The following is a 19,530-nucleotide window of genomic DNA, read 5'->3' on the forward strand; positions in this document are numbered from 1 at the left end:
TACAAGATCGATTCGTGAAAAGCAATGGTCATGAAGGAACATAAGGACAACCTGATCAAGCATTATATAAAGACTATTCTCAATTTAACTCCTGATCGCGAGCAATTATTGTTTGAGCGTATAGCCCCCATGTTCTCGATCCAATCGGCCCTAAAACTCCAAGATTTGGAATCGCCGGGCCCAGCCAGTGAAGGGCGCGTTTGGTATTCTGCACAAGCTATCGTTCACAGCTATTACTATAGCAAGAGCAAAGATGCTATTTATGGAACACAGATCTGGAAGAAAAAAGAAGCTATCCTATTTGCATCGAGCCTGTTGAACGGTACAGACCGGAGTCATTATGTACAGGTACTCGAAGGTGGGATCGTCACTTCGATAAGCTATCCGGATATGCTGACCATTCGCAGTGAATTTCCAGAAGTATCTGCCGATATCGAACAAACCATCCTGCAGAATGAGCAAGCCCATCAGCATCGGATCCAGTTGCTCAATGAGCCCTCTTTGGCTCGCATCATACGGTTTGAGAAGGAAAACCCACTGTTCTGTAGTATTGCCAATCTGGACATCAAAGCGATGCACGTAGGTCTAAAAAGAAAAAGCTATAGTCACATAAAACGGAAAGGTTAGCTCCATATCAACTCTTTCGTGGTAAAAATCATAGAAGAGTTGATAATTGCTCAATGCACCTACACAAGAGCGTATTATCCGCCTTGAAGCAGACAACCCATTATTTAGCCTAGTAGCCAACTCAACCATCAAAGCCATGCATCTGGGCATATGCAGACAAACCTACGAGAGGGCTAAAAAGAAAATCAAAAACCTAGAATAACCACACGAGCGCTACCTCCCTATCTACCTAAATTGTTCACCTTTTTGTCCACCACCGGCCTTGTCGCAGCATTCGCCAACTCCCATGCCGTATAAAAGATCAATTGCGTTCTTTTACACCAGATATCGAAATCGATCTTTTCAATTTCATCACTAGCCTTATGGTAGTCCACATGCAATCCACTGAAAGACCAACGATAACCACAAACCTTCTTATTTCACGCAGAATTCCGCTTTGCGACAATCGCAGTGCCGAAATCAACAGAAAACGAAAAGAACTTCCACCACCGAAGTTACATTTATTGAATTACAGGATTTTTATATCGAATTGTAATAAAAAATGCGCACTTGTAACAATAAAAGAGTCGCATTTCTTACATTTTTATTGCAACAGATGTAACAATAAAAATGTAAGATTTCGGCTAACACTCCCTTCAAAAACCTGTTTACCTTAGTCTTAGTTCAGATCACTAGGCCCGTACCACTTCCCTTACAAAAGAGTAAATGTTGGTACGGTGCCTATTATCAAACCGACAATCAAAAGCTGGTTAAAGATAAAAGGGCGCTGCTGAAAACCCTGTAATAGAGTAAGCTAAAAATTTAAAGTTTAAGCTTTTGATTTAAAAAGCAGCACCATTATGCCTTGGTACTTATTTATGCCGACTACCACTTCTTCAGACCCTTGCGACTCCAATAATTATAGATTGCACGGCAATACCCCACCCCCATGTCCCGGCTCCAATGATCAACTCTGTGCTATATTCGCCCTTGGTTTTATGGGCAAGCCTATTATTACAGATGATTTATGTGCAGAAATAATTTATGCACTTCAAAATGGAATAGAGACAGCAAACGTACTTTTAAAACCCTAGCTATAAATATAAATTATTGATAAATAATACAGAACCTAATAAAGGAGTTTGCTGAAAATCCAATAACAGAGTAGGCGTTACATTAAAGTTTAAGCTTTTTGATGTATAAAAGCACTACAATTATGCCTTGGTATATTTATAACGGAGGAGATATCTGTGATTCGAACAATTATTCATTGTATGGTAACAATCCTCCCCCATGTCCAAATCCCAATAATTTTCTCTGTGCCATTCAGGCCAATGACAATATGGGAAAACCCATTATTATCAGTTTATTAGTATGCGAGATTGTTAATGCAGTGAACAGTAGGACTGAAACTACAAATGTGCTTCTAAAACCCTAGCTATAAATATTAATTACTGATAGATAATACATGACCTAAGTAAGGAGTTTGCTGAAAATCCTATAACAGAGTAGGCATATCATTAAAGTTTAAGCTTTTTTATCTAAAAAGCAGCACCATTATGCCTTGGTACAAATTTCAACCCATACTTCCATCGTGTGCCCCCTGCGATCCCAATAATTATGTACTTATTGGACTTATACCAATTTTTTGTTCATCCCCAAAAAAATATGTTTGTGTAATCCAAGCTAATGATAACATGGAAAAACCCGTTATTACAATTCCACTTTGCATAGAAATCACAAATGCACTTAATAATCAAGTAGAATCAACAAACGTGCGCTTAGATAACATTCCTTGTGAAGGTAAAGGAGGATAAGCTAGCTAAAAAACCACTTCATAATTTTGTCAACCTTATTTTTTGTTAAAAAGGGATTATAAAGAGAATTTATAATCCTTTTTTTAGTAAACATCTTTTATACCCATTCAGAAGCTCCCTTAGAACTCGGTTCTATGCCATCTACAATACCCACCACTTAACCTGCACCTAAGCTTACAGACACTATAGAATTATAAAAGCATGTTTACTAGTATCCCTGAAGACATGAAATCTTCAAAAAAACTAGAAAAATTTCAATCCTCACTATTCCACGCAGAATTTCGTCCGCGAACAATGAGGGTGCCATAAAAACACAAATTGGATGAAAATCTTCAACAGCAAAATGCGTTTTATCGATTTACAATATCTATGCATTGTAAATCGATAATTAATGCGCAGTTGTAACAATAAAACTGTCGCATTTCTTACATTTTTATTGCAACATATGTTGCAATAAAAATGTAAGAAATCTGCTAACGCTCCCTTCAAAATCCTCTTTACCTTAGTCTTAGTTCAAATCAACAATAAAAAGAAGATTGCTTTACATCTAAACAAGAAGGCTGAAATTCTTAAGATGTAAGCACTTCGAAACAGTAAAATGGGTCTGTTGGGATTACCGCCCCGTTTAATTAAGCCAGCCATGGCTCCCTAGCTCGGAAAGAGCTGGGGAGTTTTTTAAGCACAGTTTAAAATTAGCATACACAATGAAAACAAACATGTTCAATATACCGCATATGCAAAGCTTTATCCAATGGATAAAAAGACAGCAACTATGCCTACGGACTGCGCTACATGCCCAGTTGGTATTGTCATGTCCTATACTCGAGATCATAATTTTTAATGTTTTTATATTGGTTAGTTATTCAAATTTTAGCTTTTATTGGTTCGTGCCATTAAAAATGAGGTATCCACGTAAGTTTACAACCTTCCCCAAGGGCGGGTATGGGAAAACAAAAAGACTACTATAAAAATAAAAGCCTCCTATCATGGAAGCTCTTATTTGACTATCATCTTACCAAGATGAGCGATTATAACCAATATGAATATACGAAATATTTATATAAATAAGTTAAACGATTATAAATTTTATGGCTTTCAAATCTTGTAAAAGCCACCAAAGTTATGGCAATTTTCAATTATACGGGATCAAACCCGTCAGAAACCGAACTCTTATACTTTAGCAACAACTCCTATTGTATGTTCTAGTCCGACACAGCAAATGTGTACACTTCAAGCCGATGATGATGGTAATGGTAAACCCATTATCACCGAAGACTTGAAGGATGAAATGATCAATTCACTTCAAAATCAGGTTAACGGCCTTAATGTATCTTTACAAGCTAGAATCTAGGTAGCTTATTATAGGTCTAAAATCAGCATTCGCTAAACTTAGAATAGGGTATGAATCATCATACCCTATATTATTTTTACTATTCCACTTCTTCAATCACCAACACTTCCTGCTCTCCCATCCCAATCGTTGCTACAATACCATAGGTTGCAAGCTGCTCGTTCAATTCTTCCAAATTACGGTATTTCCCAAGTTTTATCACCACCTTACTTTTGACCAGGTCTAGAACTGGGGGAAATTGTCGTCCCATATCTGTCATAACCGCGAAGACCGAACTGCCTTCAAATATCAAACCATTCAGTGGTACTTTCCCCTTGTAAGGTTTTATTGGGCAGGGTTTCAGTATGAGGCATTCTATATACTTCATCGTTTTGTAACTACGGATACCCAAAAAACTATGTAAATCTTGTAGAACGATACGTGCCTGAGCCGAATCGGTACGTTGTATGGAATCCAAACGCTCATAAGAAATCGCATGTTGCGCATACCAGACATCGCCAACATTAGCGGTATCCTCATACTGATTCGGGTCTTTTACGTTCAGCAACAGCCGCTCCGGTCTTGGTACATAATCTGCCTTTTTAATTTTGGCCCAAGTAAATAGTACTGCACTATAGTTAGAGACATTGTAAAAGGATGTCTTTTGCAAGCCCGTCAAACTATCCTGCTGCCTTATAAAAGATTGAAAAGGAACACCATTTTGATAGCCTGATAAGGTAACGACTCCCCTTATTTGTCTACTACCTTTAGCTGCCCCCACCAGGTCTCCTTCGCCAAAATCATTCTTGAGTGGTAGATCTATCTTTCCCTTATTAAATAACTCCAAAACATGCTCTTCAGTGACTACCTTATTACCCGATATCGCTTGAACCTTTCCTTTATAGAGGAGTACTACATGGGGCACCGTGAGGTGCGGAAATTGTTCTTTCAAATACAGATCTGAATAGATCACAGGAAGATTGACCTTATTCTCCTTTAGAAATTCATTCTTATCAAAGAACTTTTCCAAAGTAGCCCTATCCTGCCAAGCGACGATAACAATTTCCATCTTATCTTTCAACTTATCCTGCAATTTTTGCAGTTTTGGCAGCGACTGTATACAGGTACCACAAGATGTATCAAAAAAATCCAAGATGACCACTTTGTCCGCTAATTTCTTTAAATCTATTTTTCCAGCATGACGTATATGATGTAATTTACTTGGCGGCACAAAAGTATCCCCCGCTTTAAGTGCTTTACTTAAATCTCCTTTTTTACCTGACTGCGCATGAATCACATCGACACATAGCATCAACATCGCAAACAGCAGTACCTTTAGTTTTAAATATTTCATTTCACTATTTTTTTAATGATTAGCGTTTGTTTTGTGGTATTTTTCCATTATTGACCACGATTTCAGGAAGTCTATAAGCATATGTACGGCTATTAGGTTCCAGTTGATAAGTCACACCATGCATCTCTCGCGTCAGCGTTTTCTGAAATCGAGGATCCAGATTCAATCTTTTCAGATCCGACCAGCGACGTCCACGGAAGACCAACTCCTTTTGTCTTTCTTTTAAAATCAAGGTCAATAACGATAATGGGTTTTGTTCCGTCACAGCAACATATTTACCCCATTCATATCGACTTTCACCTAACGTATTCAATGCTCCTAAAGCCGCGTCGATTTTTCCAATTCGCGCGGCTGCCTCAGCCTTGATGAAATAGATTTCACTTGTAGTAAAACCAACAAATAGATTCGCCATGGAATTATCATAGCTCCCTTTAAAACCATAAGAATCTAATGGATACGTGTTCAACCGAAAGAAAACAACTTTGCGCAAATCGGCGGGCGCATAACTCTTATATAATGTAGAATCAACCAACCCATTATTGAGATTCATTGGCCCCGAGGTTGCCGATATAGCAGCAAAAAGCACCTCGGAATTAAACCTTGCAATAGGCAAACTGTTCCCACTCTTCAAGTCGTTAAAATCCATCAGTGTACTGTTCAATTGCAAGCATGAATCCGCATAAGCATAAGCCTCTTCAAATTTCCCCATCACCAAATAAGTTCTTGCCAAACCGGCATAGGCACTTGCTCGTGAAGGCCGTCCTTTAATCTCTTCATCAATAGGTAATCGATAAGATGCCTCCTTATAATCCTGTACGATCTGATCGTACGTTGCTTGTACTGTAGCACGTACAGAAGGTTCATCCATATTAGGTGACAGACGAAGTGGAATCCCCATCTCTGAAGAAGCTGTTTTAGCCTGATAAGCAGGTGCAAAAACTTCCACCAATTGCTGGAAAGCAAATGCCCGAAAGAAATATGCCACACCCAATAGGTTTCTTCGCTTCCAAAGTATTCTTATCCACTACTCCTTTAGTAATGATATCAATAATCTGATTGGCATTGAATACAGCTTTAAAGGGTTTTTGCCATTGTGTAGCATCATCATAAATGACATCCATCCACATATAAGTGTTGCGTTGATCAAAATCTAAACGCGCATCAAAGGTTTCGTCCGTAATATAATACTCATCGGCAGACCACTCCCCATATATGGGATAACCGGTATTCATCGTTGCATAATCGTTGAGCAACAACTTTGCATCTTCCAGACTTTTCGGGATGACCATCTTGATATCCGGCTTGACCTCTAAAAAATCAGTGCAGCAACAAAATGACAATAGCGTAGAGATACTAAAAATAGAAATGTATATCTTCATGATTTCGGGGATTAAAAATTAAAACTAAGACCTAAAGACGACTGCATGGCGTCAGGTATATTGGAGCCATATTCAGTGTCGATACCCAACTTATTACCACGCCAAATAACTCCTACATTTTGCACATAAGCGTATACTCGGCAATTCTTCAATTTAAACTTATTGGCAAAAGGTACGTTCAGACTTAACTGTATATCCCGCAGCTTGATCTGCCCACCATTCTCTAATAAAGCAGACGAACGCATAAATACTTGACTACCTAAGTCTGCAGGGTATTGAAAAATAGGCACATCTGTTCCCAATTCATCCCCTGGCTTTTGCCAACGAAAAGCGTAATCCTTATGTCCAATATTGCTGTTTAAAAACAGGTTATTGTCAAAAGAATTACGCAAGAATTTATGTCCCAATTGATAGGAAATATTCCAGGAGAGTTCAATTGCTTTATAACGTATACTATTGCGCCAACTCCCCGTATACACAGGAACAGTCGAACCATAATTTTCAAGATCATGTACCTTCAAGGCTAAGATGGCATTATAATCTTTGGACACCTTTCCATTCAAATAAGCTCGAGCTTGACCCGTTTCAGGATCTAAACCTGCCCATTTATAGGCCAATTGGCTATATAGATCCATACCGGTAACTGCAGTCCTTGCATTAGATTGCGCTGAACTGATAAAATCTTTACCATTTTCATTCTCGATATACGATTGCAACACCTTGGTACGTGCATGGCTAAAAACGAAATTACTGCTCCATGTCCAGCTCTTAGCTTGTATAGGAACTGCATTCAAACTAACGTCCCAACCTTTGGTACGAATATTTCCACTGTTAATCATCAAAGTCGTAAACCCAGTACTCGGGTCAACACGGTCTGGAGCAATTAGATCCTTTGCATTTTTGACATAGTATTCCACACTCCCTGAAACCCTGTTTCCCTTTAATGCAAAGTCGAGCCCGAGATTCGTGATCGCTACCCGTTCCCAACGCAAACTGGGATTTGGCGGTGACGTGATCATACCATAATTCTGCCCAGTCGTACTATTTGGATTGATAGCGATACTGATAATCGGATAGGCCGAAGTTCTATTGTTCATGTTACCGTTATACCCAAAAGTACTGCGCAACTTCAAATAGTCAAATGGGCTGTCTTGCATAAAGGATTCTTTGGACAATAGCCATGCTCCTCCTATGGACCAGAAAGGTTGCCCACGATCATTACTCTTGACACCAAACAGATTGGAAGCATCTTTTCTGTAAGACCCGCTCCATATATACCTATCTAAATAGGTATAGCCAACATTGGCAAAATAGGATATAAAATTATTTTGAAAATGTTGATACATATTGGGGTCAGGAATCGTAGAAGAGCCCATGATTCCATTCAACTTGGGCACCAATACACCGTAGGGGACAGGTTTATAGGACCCTGTCTCTGGATTAAAACCAAAATATTGACTGGACGTAGCATTCTTTTCAATATTCCGCATCTCTATACCCGAAAATAGGTTCAGCTCATGTTTATTTTTCCATTTTCTATGATACACAGCGGTTGCACGCCCCTGATGCGTATGATTATCCCAATTTGCTAAATAAAAACTGTCACCGACTGGTAGATTCCAAGTAACCTTCTTGTCATTCCAACTCGCATAACTATTGATATAATCACGTTGTAAAAAAGAACCAACACCTCTCCATCCTTTAAATGTAGAAGAAGATCGTTGGTAAGCGTACAAAATATTTAACTTTAATCCAAAATCAAAATGATACCCTGCATTCATCGTGGTAAAAAACTCGTTTATGTTCTGTGTTTCTTTTGAATCATCCAATTCTTTCAAAGGAAAATAGGACCAATCCAATAATCGACCCCCGGCTACCGTATCCTTGAAAACAGGGTTAAACCCGCCCATATTTACTTCCAAAGGATTTCCATGTTCATCTGCTAAACGCATATAGGGATAATTTTGCATACCCTTTGCCAATCCATTGTACCGTACAGGTAATTGAGCTTCTATATTTCTTAAATCAGTATACATCAGCCCTAAATCCAACACCATATTTTTCAAGGGCTTGAACTGCGTATTCGACTTGAGGTTCAAGCGACTGAAAGAGGAAGTAATGATATCATTTAAGTTTTTATCGTAGCCTGCTGAAAAAAGGGTATTGACCTTTTCTCCTCCCGATTGCAGTTGCGCATGATATTGTTGATTAACGGCATTACGATAGATATATTTCAAAAAATCATCCCGCAAATCACTGTTCTTCATGATTGCAATTTCCTTATTGAAATCCGATTCCGATAGATCTCCATTCTTTTTATTGTACATGAGCCATAGCGCTGGTTGCGGATTGTAAAATTTATCTCTGAACCAACTATTGTATTTTCCATGGTCAAATAAATACTGTTGTGCATCGATATAATCCGAAGTCTTCATTTGAGGGTAGTAATATAGGTCTGGTTTTGCCTTGATACTAATGTTTGAATTGAAACTAAGTTGCGTACGTTCATTAAATTTTCCTCGCTTTGTGGTGATTACAATAACCCCATTTCCAGACTGAGCTCCCCAAATGGAAGATGCGGCTGCATCTTTCAAAACCGTAATGTTTTCGATATCATTCGGATTGATATTATTGAAGGCACCTTTTCCGACATCAGCACTTTTATTTTCATAAGGGACGCCATCAATGACAACTAGCGGCCATCTTTCAGAACGCAAAGTGCTTAAACCTCTTACATTAATACCTAAATAGTCTCCTCTACTATTTCCTGTCTTATCAGCCATAATCCCCGGCACCACATCCTCCAGTCGACTCACAAAATCAGTAGACACCTTACGGTTGAACAACTTATTGTCTACAAATTCAAAGCTTCCGGTTGCTCGTTCTTTTGGTATTTTCTGGAAACCTGTAGATACCACCTCTACTTCATCAAGTTGATTATCTTCAGGTATCAATTTCACGGTTAATGATACTTCTGCGGTATAATTGAGTTCTTGGCTTTTGTATCCGACGTAACTGAACTTCACCAAGCCTTTTCTATACTCGACATTTAGGCTGTAGGTTCCATCTTTCCGAGTGGAGCTCCTGCCCTTTTCGGCTTCGACTTTGATGGATACGCCTTGCAGTGGTTTCTTGTCCACTGCGGATACGACGGTTCCCTGCAGTACGTAACTTTGCTTGCTCTGGGCTTGACTAATTAAAGCTCCGAACGTCATCAGCAACAGTAAAATAGGATATCGACGTGCTATCCCTAGCTTACTGCACTTGTTTTTTAGGTTAAAAATGGAGTGGAGAATACCCTTAAAATAGGCATGTACTCTCCCACTCCTAATAAAATTTATCATTTTTTAGTAAGGTTAAATTTGGCATTTACCTGATGGCAATAGACATCCAGGATAGCTTCCAATCGAAGCTAGTCAGGAGTCCGTAAGCTTGCGCTCAGGCTATAATAAAAGGTTGGAATCGAAAAGCGTTATACGTCTGGATTTAATTTATCATAATTGGTTATCAGCACGCTTTCATCGATTTGAAGTCATCCTTGATGACTTGCAATCCTACCTGTTATGGCGGAACTTTAGTCTGTCTTATCATGATATCAGGAAGGATTAACTTTGTTAGACTTTATGATCATCATCAACTGCTCCTCCCAGATGAGTTCAACTGACTCGCCATCATTGGTCAAAACTGGTCGACTGCCTTGAACAACGGCCAATTTCTCGACTCTTACATCTAACTGAAAGTGTTTGTTCATATCGTTCAGTATCCGCTGACGGTATTCTTCGCGCTCTGTTTTAGCAGGTACAGACAGTTCATAGCAATAACATGGAGTTTTCACCAATTTATCATTGGGCACCAACTTTTCGCGCTCCTCACCGAGTACCAATATCCGATTGGTCGGAAAGTCTGTCGGCAAGCCTAAGGCAAATAGGTAGATCTCATACACCTCCATGCTGATCAAAGATATCCGCAGTACATCGGTACTGTCATTGCGCACGACCATACTGAATGATTCCGTAGCCTCCAACAAGTCTATCAACAGCGAATAATAGGGTTGTTTGGGGCGCTCCCCCATGATATACTTCAATGATTTTGGAGATAGACCGCACACGAGATCAAACCTCAGTTCTTTAAAAGATCGTTCTGGTAAATCTGTTATCATAACTGGTTTTTAAATAATTGGAACAGGTATTTCACTCAAAACAAAAGACATATCTTCCCTCGGGGATAGCGCATAGCTCTCCCTATTGCAGATTTTTTGCATGATATTAATGTTTAATTGAACGCGAATGGGAAGCTAAAAATTAGGCACTATGTTCCCTGTTCAACCAATCAATAGTTAATAAATAAGATGGAAAAAATGCAATTGTACGTCTTCGTTACGTATTATAATTGGCTATCGGTATTGCATTTCATAATAATAAATAAAAAACCACTCACATAAGTATAGATAAACTATACCATATTGCATTAGAATATTTGGTAATCTAATTCTTTAGTGCTACTTTTAAAGTGTCTGACGCTTGAAAGAGCATTTTAAGAATTATTAACTAAATAAGGAATTGCTATAGTATGAATCGGTAAAAACCGTTATCAGGGTTTTATCATTTGTACAGTTAAATACAATTGTAGGAGCAAAACTGTTCCTATCCCCCTTTTTGGTTTTTATTTCCAAGATGTCATCATTCAGGTGGAATGATAACGTTCTTTAATGGTGGTGGAATTCGGTAAGTCCTACTACCCTGACTTTTGAGTGGGTATTGGAGGATTTGAATTTGGTTTTTAATCGTTCTCATAATTTTTGGTTTTATGCGAACGAGTCTAAAATGAAAGGATGGGCTTGCTCCATCACTCTTTTCACTAAAGCCTAAGCTTTAGCTCAGCCCAAAAGATAAATCTTTAGGGGATACCCGAAAGTGACTTCACAGCAAGGCCCAATCCCTACATTATATACAAAGATATAATATCCGTAGGAAATGAGCTAATCTTACTGCCTCTTTCTCGGGTATCAATCGAAAAGTTAGAGACTCATTCAGTTAATTAGGTTTTACCCAATTACAGCTCAAACAAAATTGAATTAGTTATTTACTAATCATATACAAATATACTAAAGTTGATTTTAAAAATCAACTTTTATTTAAAATAAATTATGTCGGAAAATAAAATAAATCGGATATCGGAAGTTTTAGAAGAAAAAGGGATGAAAAACAATGACTTAGTTATTCATTTGAAAGTGAAAAAAGAGACTGTTTCGAGATGGGTAAATAATAAACAACAACCTACTTTAAATACACTTAATCATATAGCTGAGTTTCTTCAAGAAGATATTAGAAACTTGTTATACCAAAGCGGGTGGACAAAAGACAGGAAATCCTAACAAACTGATTATATGATAAATAAATTTTCAGATGAATACAAAAGAATTGGTTATAATCTAAAAAAAGAGCGTAAAAAAGCTAGGCTGACGCAAGCACAACTAGCTAGTAAACTAAATAAAATAGACGATTCCAAAATCAGCAATATTGAAAATGCAAAAGAAGATTTTAAGGGCAAATACGCTACTCTATCCGATGAAGAAATCTTAGCATTGGTCGTACCGTTTGAATCACCAGATATTGAGCAATAGAATAGGTATTAAAAAATAAAACCCCGGATACGACCGGAGCTTAAACCTTGACTTGGTTACGGCTACCAAAGGAAAGATGCTTGACCAAGCATAACAACACAAAAGTAAGAAAGAGCTTGTAACTTTTATCCGCTACCGCTGCGCTTTAAAATTAAATTGTAACGTAGACAAAATGCAAACGCATATCCGGCGGTTAATAAACGCAATTAATTATAACTGATTATGACAAAGAACCTAAAAGAAGATCTACATACTGAATTTAAAAGCTCTTTTAATGACAGCGTTATTGAATCGTTATCTGCTTTTGCCAATACCAAAGGTGGACGGGTTTCTGATCGGTATAGATGATAAAGGTAATCCAGTCAAAAGATTCTCGGTGGGCGATGAGTCTTTACAAAACTGGAGCAATGAGGTCAAAAATAAAACACACCCTAGTATCATCCCTGATTGCATATGTATTGAGATTAAGGGTGCTGTAGCAGTCGAACTATCGATCAAAGAATTCCCAATAAAACCAGTGGCATTTAAAGGACGTTATTACAAAAGGGTTAATAATTCCAATCACCTTTTATCACTAGTGGAAATTGCAGATATGCATTTGCGATCTTTCAACACGAGCTGGGATAGCTATATCAATCCCGAAAAAACTATTGACCGCATATCTCTAGAAAAGGTTAGTGTTTTTATTTCCAATTGCAACAATGATAGACCTTACATCATAACAGATGATCCGCTGACGGTTCTTAACAAATATGAGCTAATAAAAAATGATCAGGTAACCAATGCAGCGTATCTAATGTTCGCCGACGGCGATGTCTTTGATACGACGATAGAATTAGGTCGTTTTTCGACCCCTACTAGTATAAAAGATGGCGCAACAGTAAGAGCGGATCTCTTTAGTGAGGTGGATCTCGTACTGGATTTCATCAGAAAACATATCAATAAAGGTTATATAATCACAGGAGATCCACGTCGAGAAGAACGCTGGCAGTACCCAATGGATGCATTAAGAGAAATTGTTATCAATATGATCGTGCATCGCGATTATATGCACTATGGCGATTCCTCGGTCAAAATATATGACGATTATATAGAGTTTTTCAATCCAGGCAGACTTCCTGAGAATATTACCGTGGAGCAATTAGTGAAAGGAGACTACTCGTCCCAAGCACGTAACCGTAAGATTGCTGCCGCATTTAAAGAAGCTCAGTTTATTGAAAAGTATGGCTCGGGCATAAAAAGAATCATTAAGGGTTTTGCCGAGTATGGATTGAAGCAGCCGGTTTTTGAAAATTTTCAACACGGATTCAGAGTCATGGTTTATGCCGAAACTGTGGGAGAAACTGTGGGAGAAACTGTGGGAGAAACTGTGGGAGAAACTTTACGAGGAACCTCTGCCATTATACTATCGCTGATAAAAAATGATCCACACATAACAAGGAAAGAGTTGGCCGAGAAAACGAATCTATCCACAAGAGGTATTGAATACCAAATAGATAAACTTAAAAAAGCAAAGTTGATAAACAGAGTAGGTTCTACAAAAAGTGGATTTTGGACCGTGCTTGACTAATTATGAGGTGATCATCGATTGTGAAAGTAAGCGCTGTAAGTGGACTAGGTCATTATTAGCAGAAAAATTGGAGGTTTAGAAACAAGCTATATCAAAGCTTGAACAATCTGAAAATATTGGAGATGAGAAGTTAGCTGAAATTGCAATTGCTCTTGGCGTAACATTCGAGGGTTAACGTGATTTCGCTGAGGAAAAAGTGTTATATAATACCGATAAATTTTACGAGAATTGCGAAGTCACTGCTACGAATATCACTGCAAATGTAGAAAATATTCATAATCCTTGTCTATAAGTTTCCTTTGTGCCTTTGATGGAACTTTTCCTCAGGCGTTAGTTTTGCCAGTTCTCCTACCTCAAACATAGCAAAAATTCAAATTATAATAGAATTTTTGTTAACCCGACAATTATTAATCATTCTAACAAAATTGGAGTTATACCAGTTGCTCAATGATTGACAAACCAGCTTTTAAAGCTCAAAATACGTGTTTAAGGTCAAAGTATGCCGCTTTCCTTGACGACTTGTTACCTTTCTCTAGTCACTTCTTCAGTTTCAGTAATCACTTGTTATAAATAAGTAGTCCCTTTATCCAAACAAGTGGGCACATGTTCAGAAAATCAGGACACTTATCGACAACAAGTGAACATGTATTGCAAACAAGTAGTAACTTCTGCTAAACAAGAGAACACTTATAAAGAAGAAGTGACCATATGTTGTAAATAAGTGAACAGTATTATGAAAGAAGGGAACACTTATCCAAAAGATATGAACTCTTGTTCCAAAGAAGGGAACACTTATCCAAAAGATGTGAACACTTATTCCAAAGAAGGGAACACTTATCCAAAAGAAGAGAACACTTATCCAAAAGAAGAGAACACTTATCTCAAAGAAGGGAACACCTATCCAAAGATGTGAACACTTATTCCAAAGAAGGGAACACTTATCTCAAAGATGTGAACACTTATCTCAAAGATGTGAACACTTATCTCAAAGATGTGAACACTTATCTCAAAGAAGTAACTAGTAAAACCGAACAAGTAACCCTACTTAGGCCTCCTTCACTCAAACTTGATCGCACAACAGTCCAATAAATTAACATGCTAACTATTATGGATATAGGTTAATGTCGGACTTTTCCATTAAATCTTGCTTCGCCCCTTCTTCGGAGTTGCTCTACCCTTTCTCTACTCTGCGCCTACCTCCCGCCTACTGTTTCTGTAGGGAAACTGTAGAGCACCTGTAGGGAAACAGTATGCATTTCCTGAACCCTTCCCGAATAAAGGGCTAACAAAGGGCGAGCCTGGTAACAGAAAATTGGTTTACTTCTTCTTTCCCCCTGATCCAATATTTTATAACAGCTAAAATAATAACGAAAACTGGTTACCATAGATCTGTTCATATAGCAAAATAGCTTGTAAATACTTACAAATGCTAAGCAGTTATGAAAACGTATCCATAAGTAGAATTTCTGGGTGAAAAACCTTCAAAAAAAACAAGCAAAATTTCAAACTTCCCAATTTCACGCAGAATTTCGCTTTGCCACAATCGTAATGCCGAAATAAGCAAAAATCGCAAAAAACCTCTACCTCCAAAGTGACATTTATTGTACAACAGGATTTTTGTATTGAATTGGAATAAAAAATGCGCATTTGTAACAATAAAACTGTCGCATTTCTTACATTTTTTTTGCAACAGATGTTGCAAAAAAAATGTAAGAAATCTGCTAACGCTCCCTCTACTTTCCTCTTTACCTTAGTCTTAGATTATTTCACCAGATAAAAACTGAGATTATGATTGCGACTCTTATTACATATATCATCGTTGCCATGTTCGCCCTTCTTTGGGCGTACATAGCGGTACCAAAATTTGCTAAGCTCAAATCGTTTGGCGACATCTTAGGATCACAGGCAATACCGAAATGGACGGTTCCGATTTTGACTTGGTTGATTCCTATATTAGAAATTGCTATCGTCTGTCTGTTGCTGTTCCGGGAGACCATGTTATTAGGCTTGTACTGCTCCTTCGGATTGATGTTGATCTTCACGCTCTATGTCTCTGGGATTATTTATCAAGTATATGACATTTATCCATGTCCATGTGGAGGTATCTTCAGAAGAATGGGATGGAAGAAACATTTAAAAGTCAATATTTGGTTGACAGCAATTGCCCTAGTGGGCGTACTATTAGAGCAATTTAATTTATTTAGAAACTAAAGTTTACGCTTTTTGATTTATAAAAGCACCACGATTATGCCTTGGTATACATACACCCCCTGCTGCAAAAATGACGGCGACCCAAAAGATAGAAACCAGTACACCCTATATGGTGATCATCCACCACATTGTGAAGGCCACGTGATGGTTTGCGCCATCCAAGCAAGCGATGACCGTAAAAAACCGATTATTACCTGTGATCTGGAGGAAGAGATCTGTTGCGCATTGGAGCACCATAAAAGTACGACCAATGTGTTGCTAAAAGGAAGTGATTGTAAAGATTGTGATTAATAATTGAAACTGTGCCATAGTGATATTTATTAAGTTGATTCATTTTGTTATGGTGTTGGCCCCGTACCAATGCTCAGAAGAGTAAATGTTGGTACGGCGCCTAACATCAGACAAAAGACACAGTGTATATGATAAAAGGGAGACGCTGAAAACCCGATAATAGAGTAAGCTAAAAAAATTAAAGTTTATGCTTTTTGATGTATAAAAGCGCTACAATTATGCCTTGGTATTTATTTTGTCCAACTGGTTTTCCTGCCGATACTTCAAATCCTACTTTTTATCAACTACCGCAGAGTGTTCCTCCTAACTGTCCGGGTCAAAAAAATTATCTATGCGCTATTCAAGCGAATGATAATTCGGGTGCCCCTATTATAACAGCTCCCATAATACTAGAAATAGCAAATGCGGTGAACAATCGTACGGAAAGTACTAATGTAAAATTAAGACAATTTTACAATTGCTAGAATAATTTATAACTGACACATTCTAGAATAAAAACAAGGAGCACGTCGAAAATCCTGTAAAAGAGTAGACTAAAGAAATCAAAGTTTATGCTTTTTGATGTATAAAAGCACTACGATTATGCCTTGGTATGTATATAATGCTGGAGGAACAAATGTCTCCAATCCAAACAATTACATATTAATAGGAAGCACAGCTCCTACATGTACTTCACCTAAACTCTTCTTATGTGCGATTCAGGCCAATGACAATATGGGATGGCCGACTGTTACAAATGCTCTAATTTTAGAAATTGCAAATGCTGTTAATAACGTGACGGAAAGCACAAATGTAAAATTAAGGGCCACAAGATAACAACCTGCTAATCAGAGAACTATAAATCAGGAGTGTGTCGAAAATCCGGAACAGAGTAGACTACGTAATTAAAGTTTATGCTTTTTGATGTAAAAAAGCGCTATGATTATGCCTTGGTATAAATACAATGGAGGAGATGTTTGTAATCCAAATAGTTACACAACGACTACTACTCCACCTACAGACTGTCTGCATCCAAACAATTTCCTATGTGCGATACAGTCTATTGACAATTTAGGGGCGCCCATCATCACCCCTGCATTATGTTTAGAAATTGCTAATGCAGTGAATAATCGGACCGAAAGTACAAATGTACTTTTAAAGCCTTAGTGCAGAAAAAATTTGATTACAAATAAAACTAGCTCAATAAGGAATAATCCGAAAATCCAGAACTGAGTAGAATAAAAAATTAAAGTTTATGCTTTTTGATGTATAAAAGCCCAAAACGACATGTATTGGTACATATTTATACCCGCCGGAAACGATGTTGGAGATCCCAACCAATATACACGTACAGAAGGAATACCAACTGCGTATAACGGTGAAAAAAATCACCTATATGCGATTCGGACAAATGACGATAAAGGGAAGCCCGTTCTTAGTGACATAGAGCTTATCGTGGAGATAGTAAATGCACTTCGAAGTAAAAAAGATACGGAAAATGTGCTTTTAAGGGCGACGCAGTAAAGGGAGAATAGAAAAAAATATATTTGATGTAAGACAAGGAGCTCGCCAAAAATCCTGTAAAAGAGTAGGCTAAAATATTAAAGTTTAAGCTTTTTGAATTATAAAAGCGCTAAGATTATGCCTTGGTACCAATTTACTCCTCTGGGACTTCCACGAGATCCAACCGACCCAAATCAGTACACTTTAGTTGGAAGTGTACCATCTTCTTGCCCTGGAAGCAATGATATCCTCTGTTCCATACAAGCGAACGACAATATGGGACATCCGATTATTACAGTGGCGCTCATTTCTGAAATGGTTAGGGCGTTAGAGAACAAAACAACTACGGTAAATGTATTTTTAAAACCTTAATAGGAATAACACATTAAAATTCTTTGACACTTTTAATTACTCGAGTATATAACAAAGTGTAGCGGATATATCATCAATTGAGAAGACGTAAAAATATACTAAAAAAGACGTACAGCAACAATAATGATTATCCACAGCAAACCATTAAAAATGGAGAGAGCCGAAAATCCATAATCGAGTAGGCAAAGGGCGAAGCTGAAAACCCTGTAATAGAGTAAGCAACCAATTAAAGTTTACGCTTTTTGATCTATAAAAGCACTATTATTATGCCTTGGTATCCATATAATCCCGCTGCAACAGATGTTTCAGCTCCTAACAATTATGGGACTTCAACTCCTACACCACCATCATGTGGCACCCCTAAAGACTTTTTATGTGCTATTCAAGCCAATGACAACATGGGCAGTCCAACTATTACAGCGGCATTAATTCTGCAAATTGCAAATGCCGTTAATAACAGAACGGAAAGTGCGACTGTTAAATTGAGAGCAACCCATTAATAAAAAATGAGTTATCATACTAAAGCAAATCCATGCTTAACAAGCACATTGAGTGTTTATTTAAACACTCCTAAGTTTATGGCCTAGCCAACCTGCCCTCGAGCAGTAAAAAAAGCCTGCAGAGTTTTAACTTTGCAGGCTTTCTTCATAATGAAAAGCACAATCAATAAGCAATCGCGTATATACCGTAACGGTCCGAATCCGGAAGTGGGAGCTGATAGTCTGGATCATAAATCCCCATCACAAACACCACAACGGATTGAAAACGATAATAATAAGCGGGAAAATCATAAGTCGCAACCACAGTATTATCAGATGATTTTCTGATTTCAAATGTATAATACTCATGCTCGCTTGTAGCCGAATAGGTTTTAAAATCTGTAAATTGCTGATAGCCTAAATCATTTGTCACATTTGCACCTCCAAATAGCTTAACATCTACTTTCGGGCCAGATGGAGACAAGTTAATAAATCGGATATTTACCGTACTATCGGCAGCGAGAACAGGACTCGCTACATCTGTTACGATATATTTTGGAAAATCTGTTTCTTCATGCAGAAGTGCTTTTACATTTTCTGGCGTTCCCGATAGATATAAAGTGTAGACTTTTCCTGGATTGAGCTGAGATGTATTATCATACCACATTTTTGTCGTATCATTTACCGGTACTACCTGCATAACTGTTTTTCGATCCGCAGGAACCATAAATAATCGTCCTAGCGTAAAATCTCCCAGCACCTGCCCGTCTATAGTTGGTTTATCCGGTAGACTATTCCAATATATTGATTTGGGTGAGACATTGACTTTGGCATAGCCACCTCTTACTACGGCATCAATGACATTGACCTTAGCCATTCCACCTTCTGCAAGTTCTCCTTTCATGATCTTATCCTTTTTACAAGAATACAGCAGTAGCCCACAAAGAATGATTAAATAAAAACTCATTATTTTTAATATTGTCTTCATAATTTTCAATTTATATTTCATTAAAACG

23 protein-coding genes are annotated in these 19,530 nt (G+C 37.9%); 16 read left to right on the plus strand and 7 right to left on the minus strand.

The genetic code is table 11. The features are described from left to right. Positions 1-30: 30 nt before the first annotated feature. Positions 31-627: a hypothetical protein gene (locus ACFX5U_RS15500; protein ID WP_400261319.1), complete on the plus strand. Its 597-nt coding sequence runs from the start codon at positions 31-33 to the stop codon at positions 625-627. Positions 628-848: 221 nt separating this feature from the next. Here ACFX5U_RS15500 and ACFX5U_RS15505 read toward each other — a convergent pair whose 3' ends face one another. Further along, complete coding sequence (locus tag ACFX5U_RS15505; protein WP_400261320.1) at positions 849-1,001, minus strand: hypothetical protein; 153 nt, start codon at positions 999-1,001, stop codon at positions 849-851. 465 nt (positions 1,002-1,466) lie between these two features. On the opposite strand from ACFX5U_RS15505, the gene ACFX5U_RS15510 reads away from it, so the two are divergent. The 3 genes from ACFX5U_RS15510 to ACFX5U_RS15520 all read left to right on the plus strand — a co-directional run bounded on the left by ACFX5U_RS15510 (position 1,467) and on the right by ACFX5U_RS15520 (position 3,774). Continuing rightward, positions 1,467-1,700, plus strand: coding sequence for a hypothetical protein (locus tag ACFX5U_RS15510; RefSeq protein ID WP_400261321.1), 234 nt, complete (start codon positions 1,467-1,469; stop codon positions 1,698-1,700). Positions 1,701-1,822: 122 nt separating this feature from the next. Beyond that, positions 1,823-2,044, plus strand: coding sequence for a hypothetical protein (locus ACFX5U_RS15515; RefSeq protein WP_400261322.1), 222 nt, complete (start codon positions 1,823-1,825; stop codon positions 2,042-2,044). Between the two features lie 1,598 nt (positions 2,045-3,642). Continuing rightward, complete coding sequence (locus ACFX5U_RS15520) at positions 3,643-3,774, plus strand: hypothetical protein (RefSeq protein ID WP_400261323.1); 132 nt, start codon at positions 3,643-3,645, stop codon at positions 3,772-3,774. 79 nt (positions 3,775-3,853) lie between these two features. Here ACFX5U_RS15520 and ACFX5U_RS15525 read toward each other — a convergent pair whose 3' ends face one another. The 5 genes from ACFX5U_RS15525 to ACFX5U_RS15545 form a co-directional block, all read right to left on the minus strand. Beyond that, positions 3,854-5,107 (minus strand): TlpA family protein disulfide reductase, encoded by a 1,254-nt coding sequence (locus ACFX5U_RS15525; RefSeq protein ID WP_400261324.1) that lies wholly within the window; start codon positions 5,105-5,107, stop codon positions 3,854-3,856. 19 nt (positions 5,108-5,126) lie between these two features. Beyond that, the gene (locus tag ACFX5U_RS15530; protein ID WP_400261325.1) at positions 5,127-6,092 is read right to left on the minus strand and encodes a RagB/SusD family nutrient uptake outer membrane protein; all 966 of its coding nucleotides are present in this window, start codon (positions 6,090-6,092) and stop codon (positions 5,127-5,129) included. Next, complete coding sequence (locus ACFX5U_RS15535) at positions 6,022-6,486, minus strand: hypothetical protein (protein ID WP_400261326.1); 465 nt, start codon at positions 6,484-6,486, stop codon at positions 6,022-6,024. Before ACFX5U_RS15535 ends, ACFX5U_RS15530 begins: the two co-directional genes overlap by 71 nt. 11 nt (positions 6,487-6,497) lie before the next feature. Then, positions 6,498-9,830 carry a SusC/RagA family TonB-linked outer membrane protein gene (locus ACFX5U_RS15540; protein ID WP_400261327.1) on the minus strand — a complete coding sequence of 1,111 codons (3,333 nt, stop codon included), beginning with the start codon at positions 9,828-9,830 and terminating at the stop codon, positions 6,498-6,500. Between the two features lie 251 nt (positions 9,831-10,081). After that, entirely contained in the window at positions 10,082-10,645 is a 564-nt protein-coding gene (locus tag ACFX5U_RS15545) for a hypothetical protein (RefSeq protein WP_400261328.1), read from the minus strand. Positions 10,646-11,632: 987 nt separating this feature from the next. On the opposite strand from ACFX5U_RS15545, the gene ACFX5U_RS15550 reads away from it, so the two are divergent. From ACFX5U_RS15550 to ACFX5U_RS15605, 12 genes are all read left to right on the plus strand, one after another. Continuing rightward, positions 11,633-11,860: a helix-turn-helix transcriptional regulator gene (locus tag ACFX5U_RS15550; RefSeq protein WP_400261329.1), complete on the plus strand. Its 228-nt coding sequence runs from the start codon at positions 11,633-11,635 to the stop codon at positions 11,858-11,860. Positions 11,861-11,872: 12 nt separating this feature from the next. Further along, a complete protein-coding gene (locus ACFX5U_RS15555; protein WP_400261330.1) occupies positions 11,873-12,109 on the plus strand; it encodes a helix-turn-helix domain-containing protein in 237 nt (78 codons plus the stop codon). 274 nt (positions 12,110-12,383) lie between these two features. Then, positions 12,384-13,679 carry an ATP-binding protein gene (locus tag ACFX5U_RS15560; RefSeq protein WP_400261331.1) on the plus strand — a complete coding sequence of 432 codons (1,296 nt, stop codon included), beginning with the start codon at positions 12,384-12,386 and terminating at the stop codon, positions 13,677-13,679. Between the two features lie 733 nt (positions 13,680-14,412). After that, the gene (locus ACFX5U_RS15565; RefSeq protein WP_400261332.1) at positions 14,413-14,592 is read left to right on the plus strand and encodes a hypothetical protein; all 180 of its coding nucleotides are present in this window, start codon (positions 14,413-14,415) and stop codon (positions 14,590-14,592) included. An 875-nt stretch (positions 14,593-15,467) separates the two neighbouring features. Beyond that, positions 15,468-15,890: a MauE/DoxX family redox-associated membrane protein gene (locus ACFX5U_RS15570; protein WP_400261333.1), complete on the plus strand. Its 423-nt coding sequence runs from the start codon at positions 15,468-15,470 to the stop codon at positions 15,888-15,890. A gap of 36 nt (positions 15,891-15,926) precedes the next feature. Continuing rightward, a complete protein-coding gene (locus tag ACFX5U_RS15575) occupies positions 15,927-16,181 on the plus strand; it encodes a hypothetical protein (protein ID WP_280566180.1) in 255 nt (84 codons plus the stop codon). 218 nt (positions 16,182-16,399) lie between these two features. Then, positions 16,400-16,645: a hypothetical protein gene (locus ACFX5U_RS15580; protein ID WP_400261334.1), complete on the plus strand. Its 246-nt coding sequence runs from the start codon at positions 16,400-16,402 to the stop codon at positions 16,643-16,645. A gap of 118 nt (positions 16,646-16,763) precedes the next feature. Beyond that, the gene (locus ACFX5U_RS15585; RefSeq protein ID WP_400261335.1) at positions 16,764-16,997 is read left to right on the plus strand and encodes a hypothetical protein; all 234 of its coding nucleotides are present in this window, start codon (positions 16,764-16,766) and stop codon (positions 16,995-16,997) included. A 108-nt stretch (positions 16,998-17,105) separates the two neighbouring features. Continuing rightward, entirely contained in the window at positions 17,106-17,327 is a 222-nt protein-coding gene (locus ACFX5U_RS15590; protein WP_400261336.1) for a hypothetical protein, read from the plus strand. A 120-nt stretch (positions 17,328-17,447) separates the two neighbouring features. After that, on the plus strand, positions 17,448-17,684 hold the full coding sequence (locus ACFX5U_RS15595) for a hypothetical protein (protein ID WP_400261337.1): 237 nt from the start codon (positions 17,448-17,450) through the stop codon (positions 17,682-17,684). A 117-nt stretch (positions 17,685-17,801) separates the two neighbouring features. Continuing rightward, complete coding sequence (locus tag ACFX5U_RS15600) at positions 17,802-18,035, plus strand: hypothetical protein (RefSeq protein ID WP_400261338.1); 234 nt, start codon at positions 17,802-17,804, stop codon at positions 18,033-18,035. Positions 18,036-18,301: 266 nt separating this feature from the next. Further along, the gene (locus ACFX5U_RS15605) at positions 18,302-18,535 is read left to right on the plus strand and encodes a hypothetical protein (protein ID WP_400261339.1); all 234 of its coding nucleotides are present in this window, start codon (positions 18,302-18,304) and stop codon (positions 18,533-18,535) included. A 163-nt stretch (positions 18,536-18,698) separates the two neighbouring features. On the opposite strand, the gene ACFX5U_RS15610 is transcribed toward ACFX5U_RS15605, so the two are convergent. After that, positions 18,699-19,502 carry a hypothetical protein gene (locus ACFX5U_RS15610; RefSeq protein WP_400261340.1) on the minus strand — a complete coding sequence of 268 codons (804 nt, stop codon included), beginning with the start codon at positions 19,500-19,502 and terminating at the stop codon, positions 18,699-18,701. Positions 19,503-19,530 lie beyond the last annotated feature (28 nt).

The sequence above is a fragment of the Sphingobacterium sp. SG20118 genome (genome assembly GCF_044740685.1).
Taxonomy (GTDB): Bacteria; Bacteroidota; Bacteroidia; order Sphingobacteriales; family Sphingobacteriaceae; genus Sphingobacterium.

Bases quoted from the DNA above. Each gene is read 5' to 3' on its own strand.
- ACFX5U_RS15500 (WP_400261319.1), top strand. From the start codon at position 31: ATGAAGGAACATAAGGACAACCTGATCAAGCATTATATAAAGACTATT.
- ACFX5U_RS15510 (WP_400261321.1), top strand. From the start codon at position 1,467: ATGCCTTGGTACTTATTTATGCCGACTACCACTTCTTCAGACCCTTGC.
- ACFX5U_RS15515 (WP_400261322.1), top strand. From the start codon at position 1,823: ATGCCTTGGTATATTTATAACGGAGGAGATATCTGTGATTCGAACAAT.
- ACFX5U_RS15520 (WP_400261323.1), top strand. From the start codon at position 3,643: ATGTGTACACTTCAAGCCGATGATGATGGTAATGGTAAACCCATTATC.
- ACFX5U_RS15525 (WP_400261324.1), bottom strand. From the start codon at position 5,107: ATGAAATATTTAAAACTAAAGGTACTGCTGTTTGCGATGTTGATGCTA.
- ACFX5U_RS15535 (WP_400261326.1), bottom strand. From the start codon at position 6,486: ATGAAGATATACATTTCTATTTTTAGTATCTCTACGCTATTGTCATTT.
- ACFX5U_RS15540 (WP_400261327.1), bottom strand. From the start codon at position 9,830: ATGATAAATTTTATTAGGAGTGGGAGAGTACATGCCTATTTTAAGGGT.
- ACFX5U_RS15545 (WP_400261328.1), bottom strand. From the start codon at position 10,645: ATGATAACAGATTTACCAGAACGATCTTTTAAAGAACTGAGGTTTGAT.
- ACFX5U_RS15550 (WP_400261329.1), top strand. From the start codon at position 11,633: ATGTCGGAAAATAAAATAAATCGGATATCGGAAGTTTTAGAAGAAAAA.
- ACFX5U_RS15555 (WP_400261330.1), top strand. From the start codon at position 11,873: ATGATAAATAAATTTTCAGATGAATACAAAAGAATTGGTTATAATCTA.
- ACFX5U_RS15560 (WP_400261331.1), top strand. From the start codon at position 12,384: ATGACAGCGTTATTGAATCGTTATCTGCTTTTGCCAATACCAAAGGTG.
- ACFX5U_RS15565 (WP_400261332.1), top strand. From the start codon at position 14,413: ATGAAAGAAGGGAACACTTATCCAAAAGATATGAACTCTTGTTCCAAA.
- ACFX5U_RS15570 (WP_400261333.1), top strand. From the start codon at position 15,468: ATGATTGCGACTCTTATTACATATATCATCGTTGCCATGTTCGCCCTT.
- ACFX5U_RS15575 (WP_280566180.1), top strand. From the start codon at position 15,927: ATGCCTTGGTATACATACACCCCCTGCTGCAAAAATGACGGCGACCCA.
- ACFX5U_RS15580 (WP_400261334.1), top strand. From the start codon at position 16,400: ATGCCTTGGTATTTATTTTGTCCAACTGGTTTTCCTGCCGATACTTCA.
- ACFX5U_RS15585 (WP_400261335.1), top strand. From the start codon at position 16,764: ATGCCTTGGTATGTATATAATGCTGGAGGAACAAATGTCTCCAATCCA.
- ACFX5U_RS15590 (WP_400261336.1), top strand. From the start codon at position 17,106: ATGCCTTGGTATAAATACAATGGAGGAGATGTTTGTAATCCAAATAGT.
- ACFX5U_RS15595 (WP_400261337.1), top strand. From the start codon at position 17,448: ATGTATTGGTACATATTTATACCCGCCGGAAACGATGTTGGAGATCCC.
- ACFX5U_RS15600 (WP_400261338.1), top strand. From the start codon at position 17,802: ATGCCTTGGTACCAATTTACTCCTCTGGGACTTCCACGAGATCCAACC.
- ACFX5U_RS15605 (WP_400261339.1), top strand. From the start codon at position 18,302: ATGCCTTGGTATCCATATAATCCCGCTGCAACAGATGTTTCAGCTCCT.
- ACFX5U_RS15610 (WP_400261340.1), bottom strand. From the start codon at position 19,502: ATGAAGACAATATTAAAAATAATGAGTTTTTATTTAATCATTCTTTGT.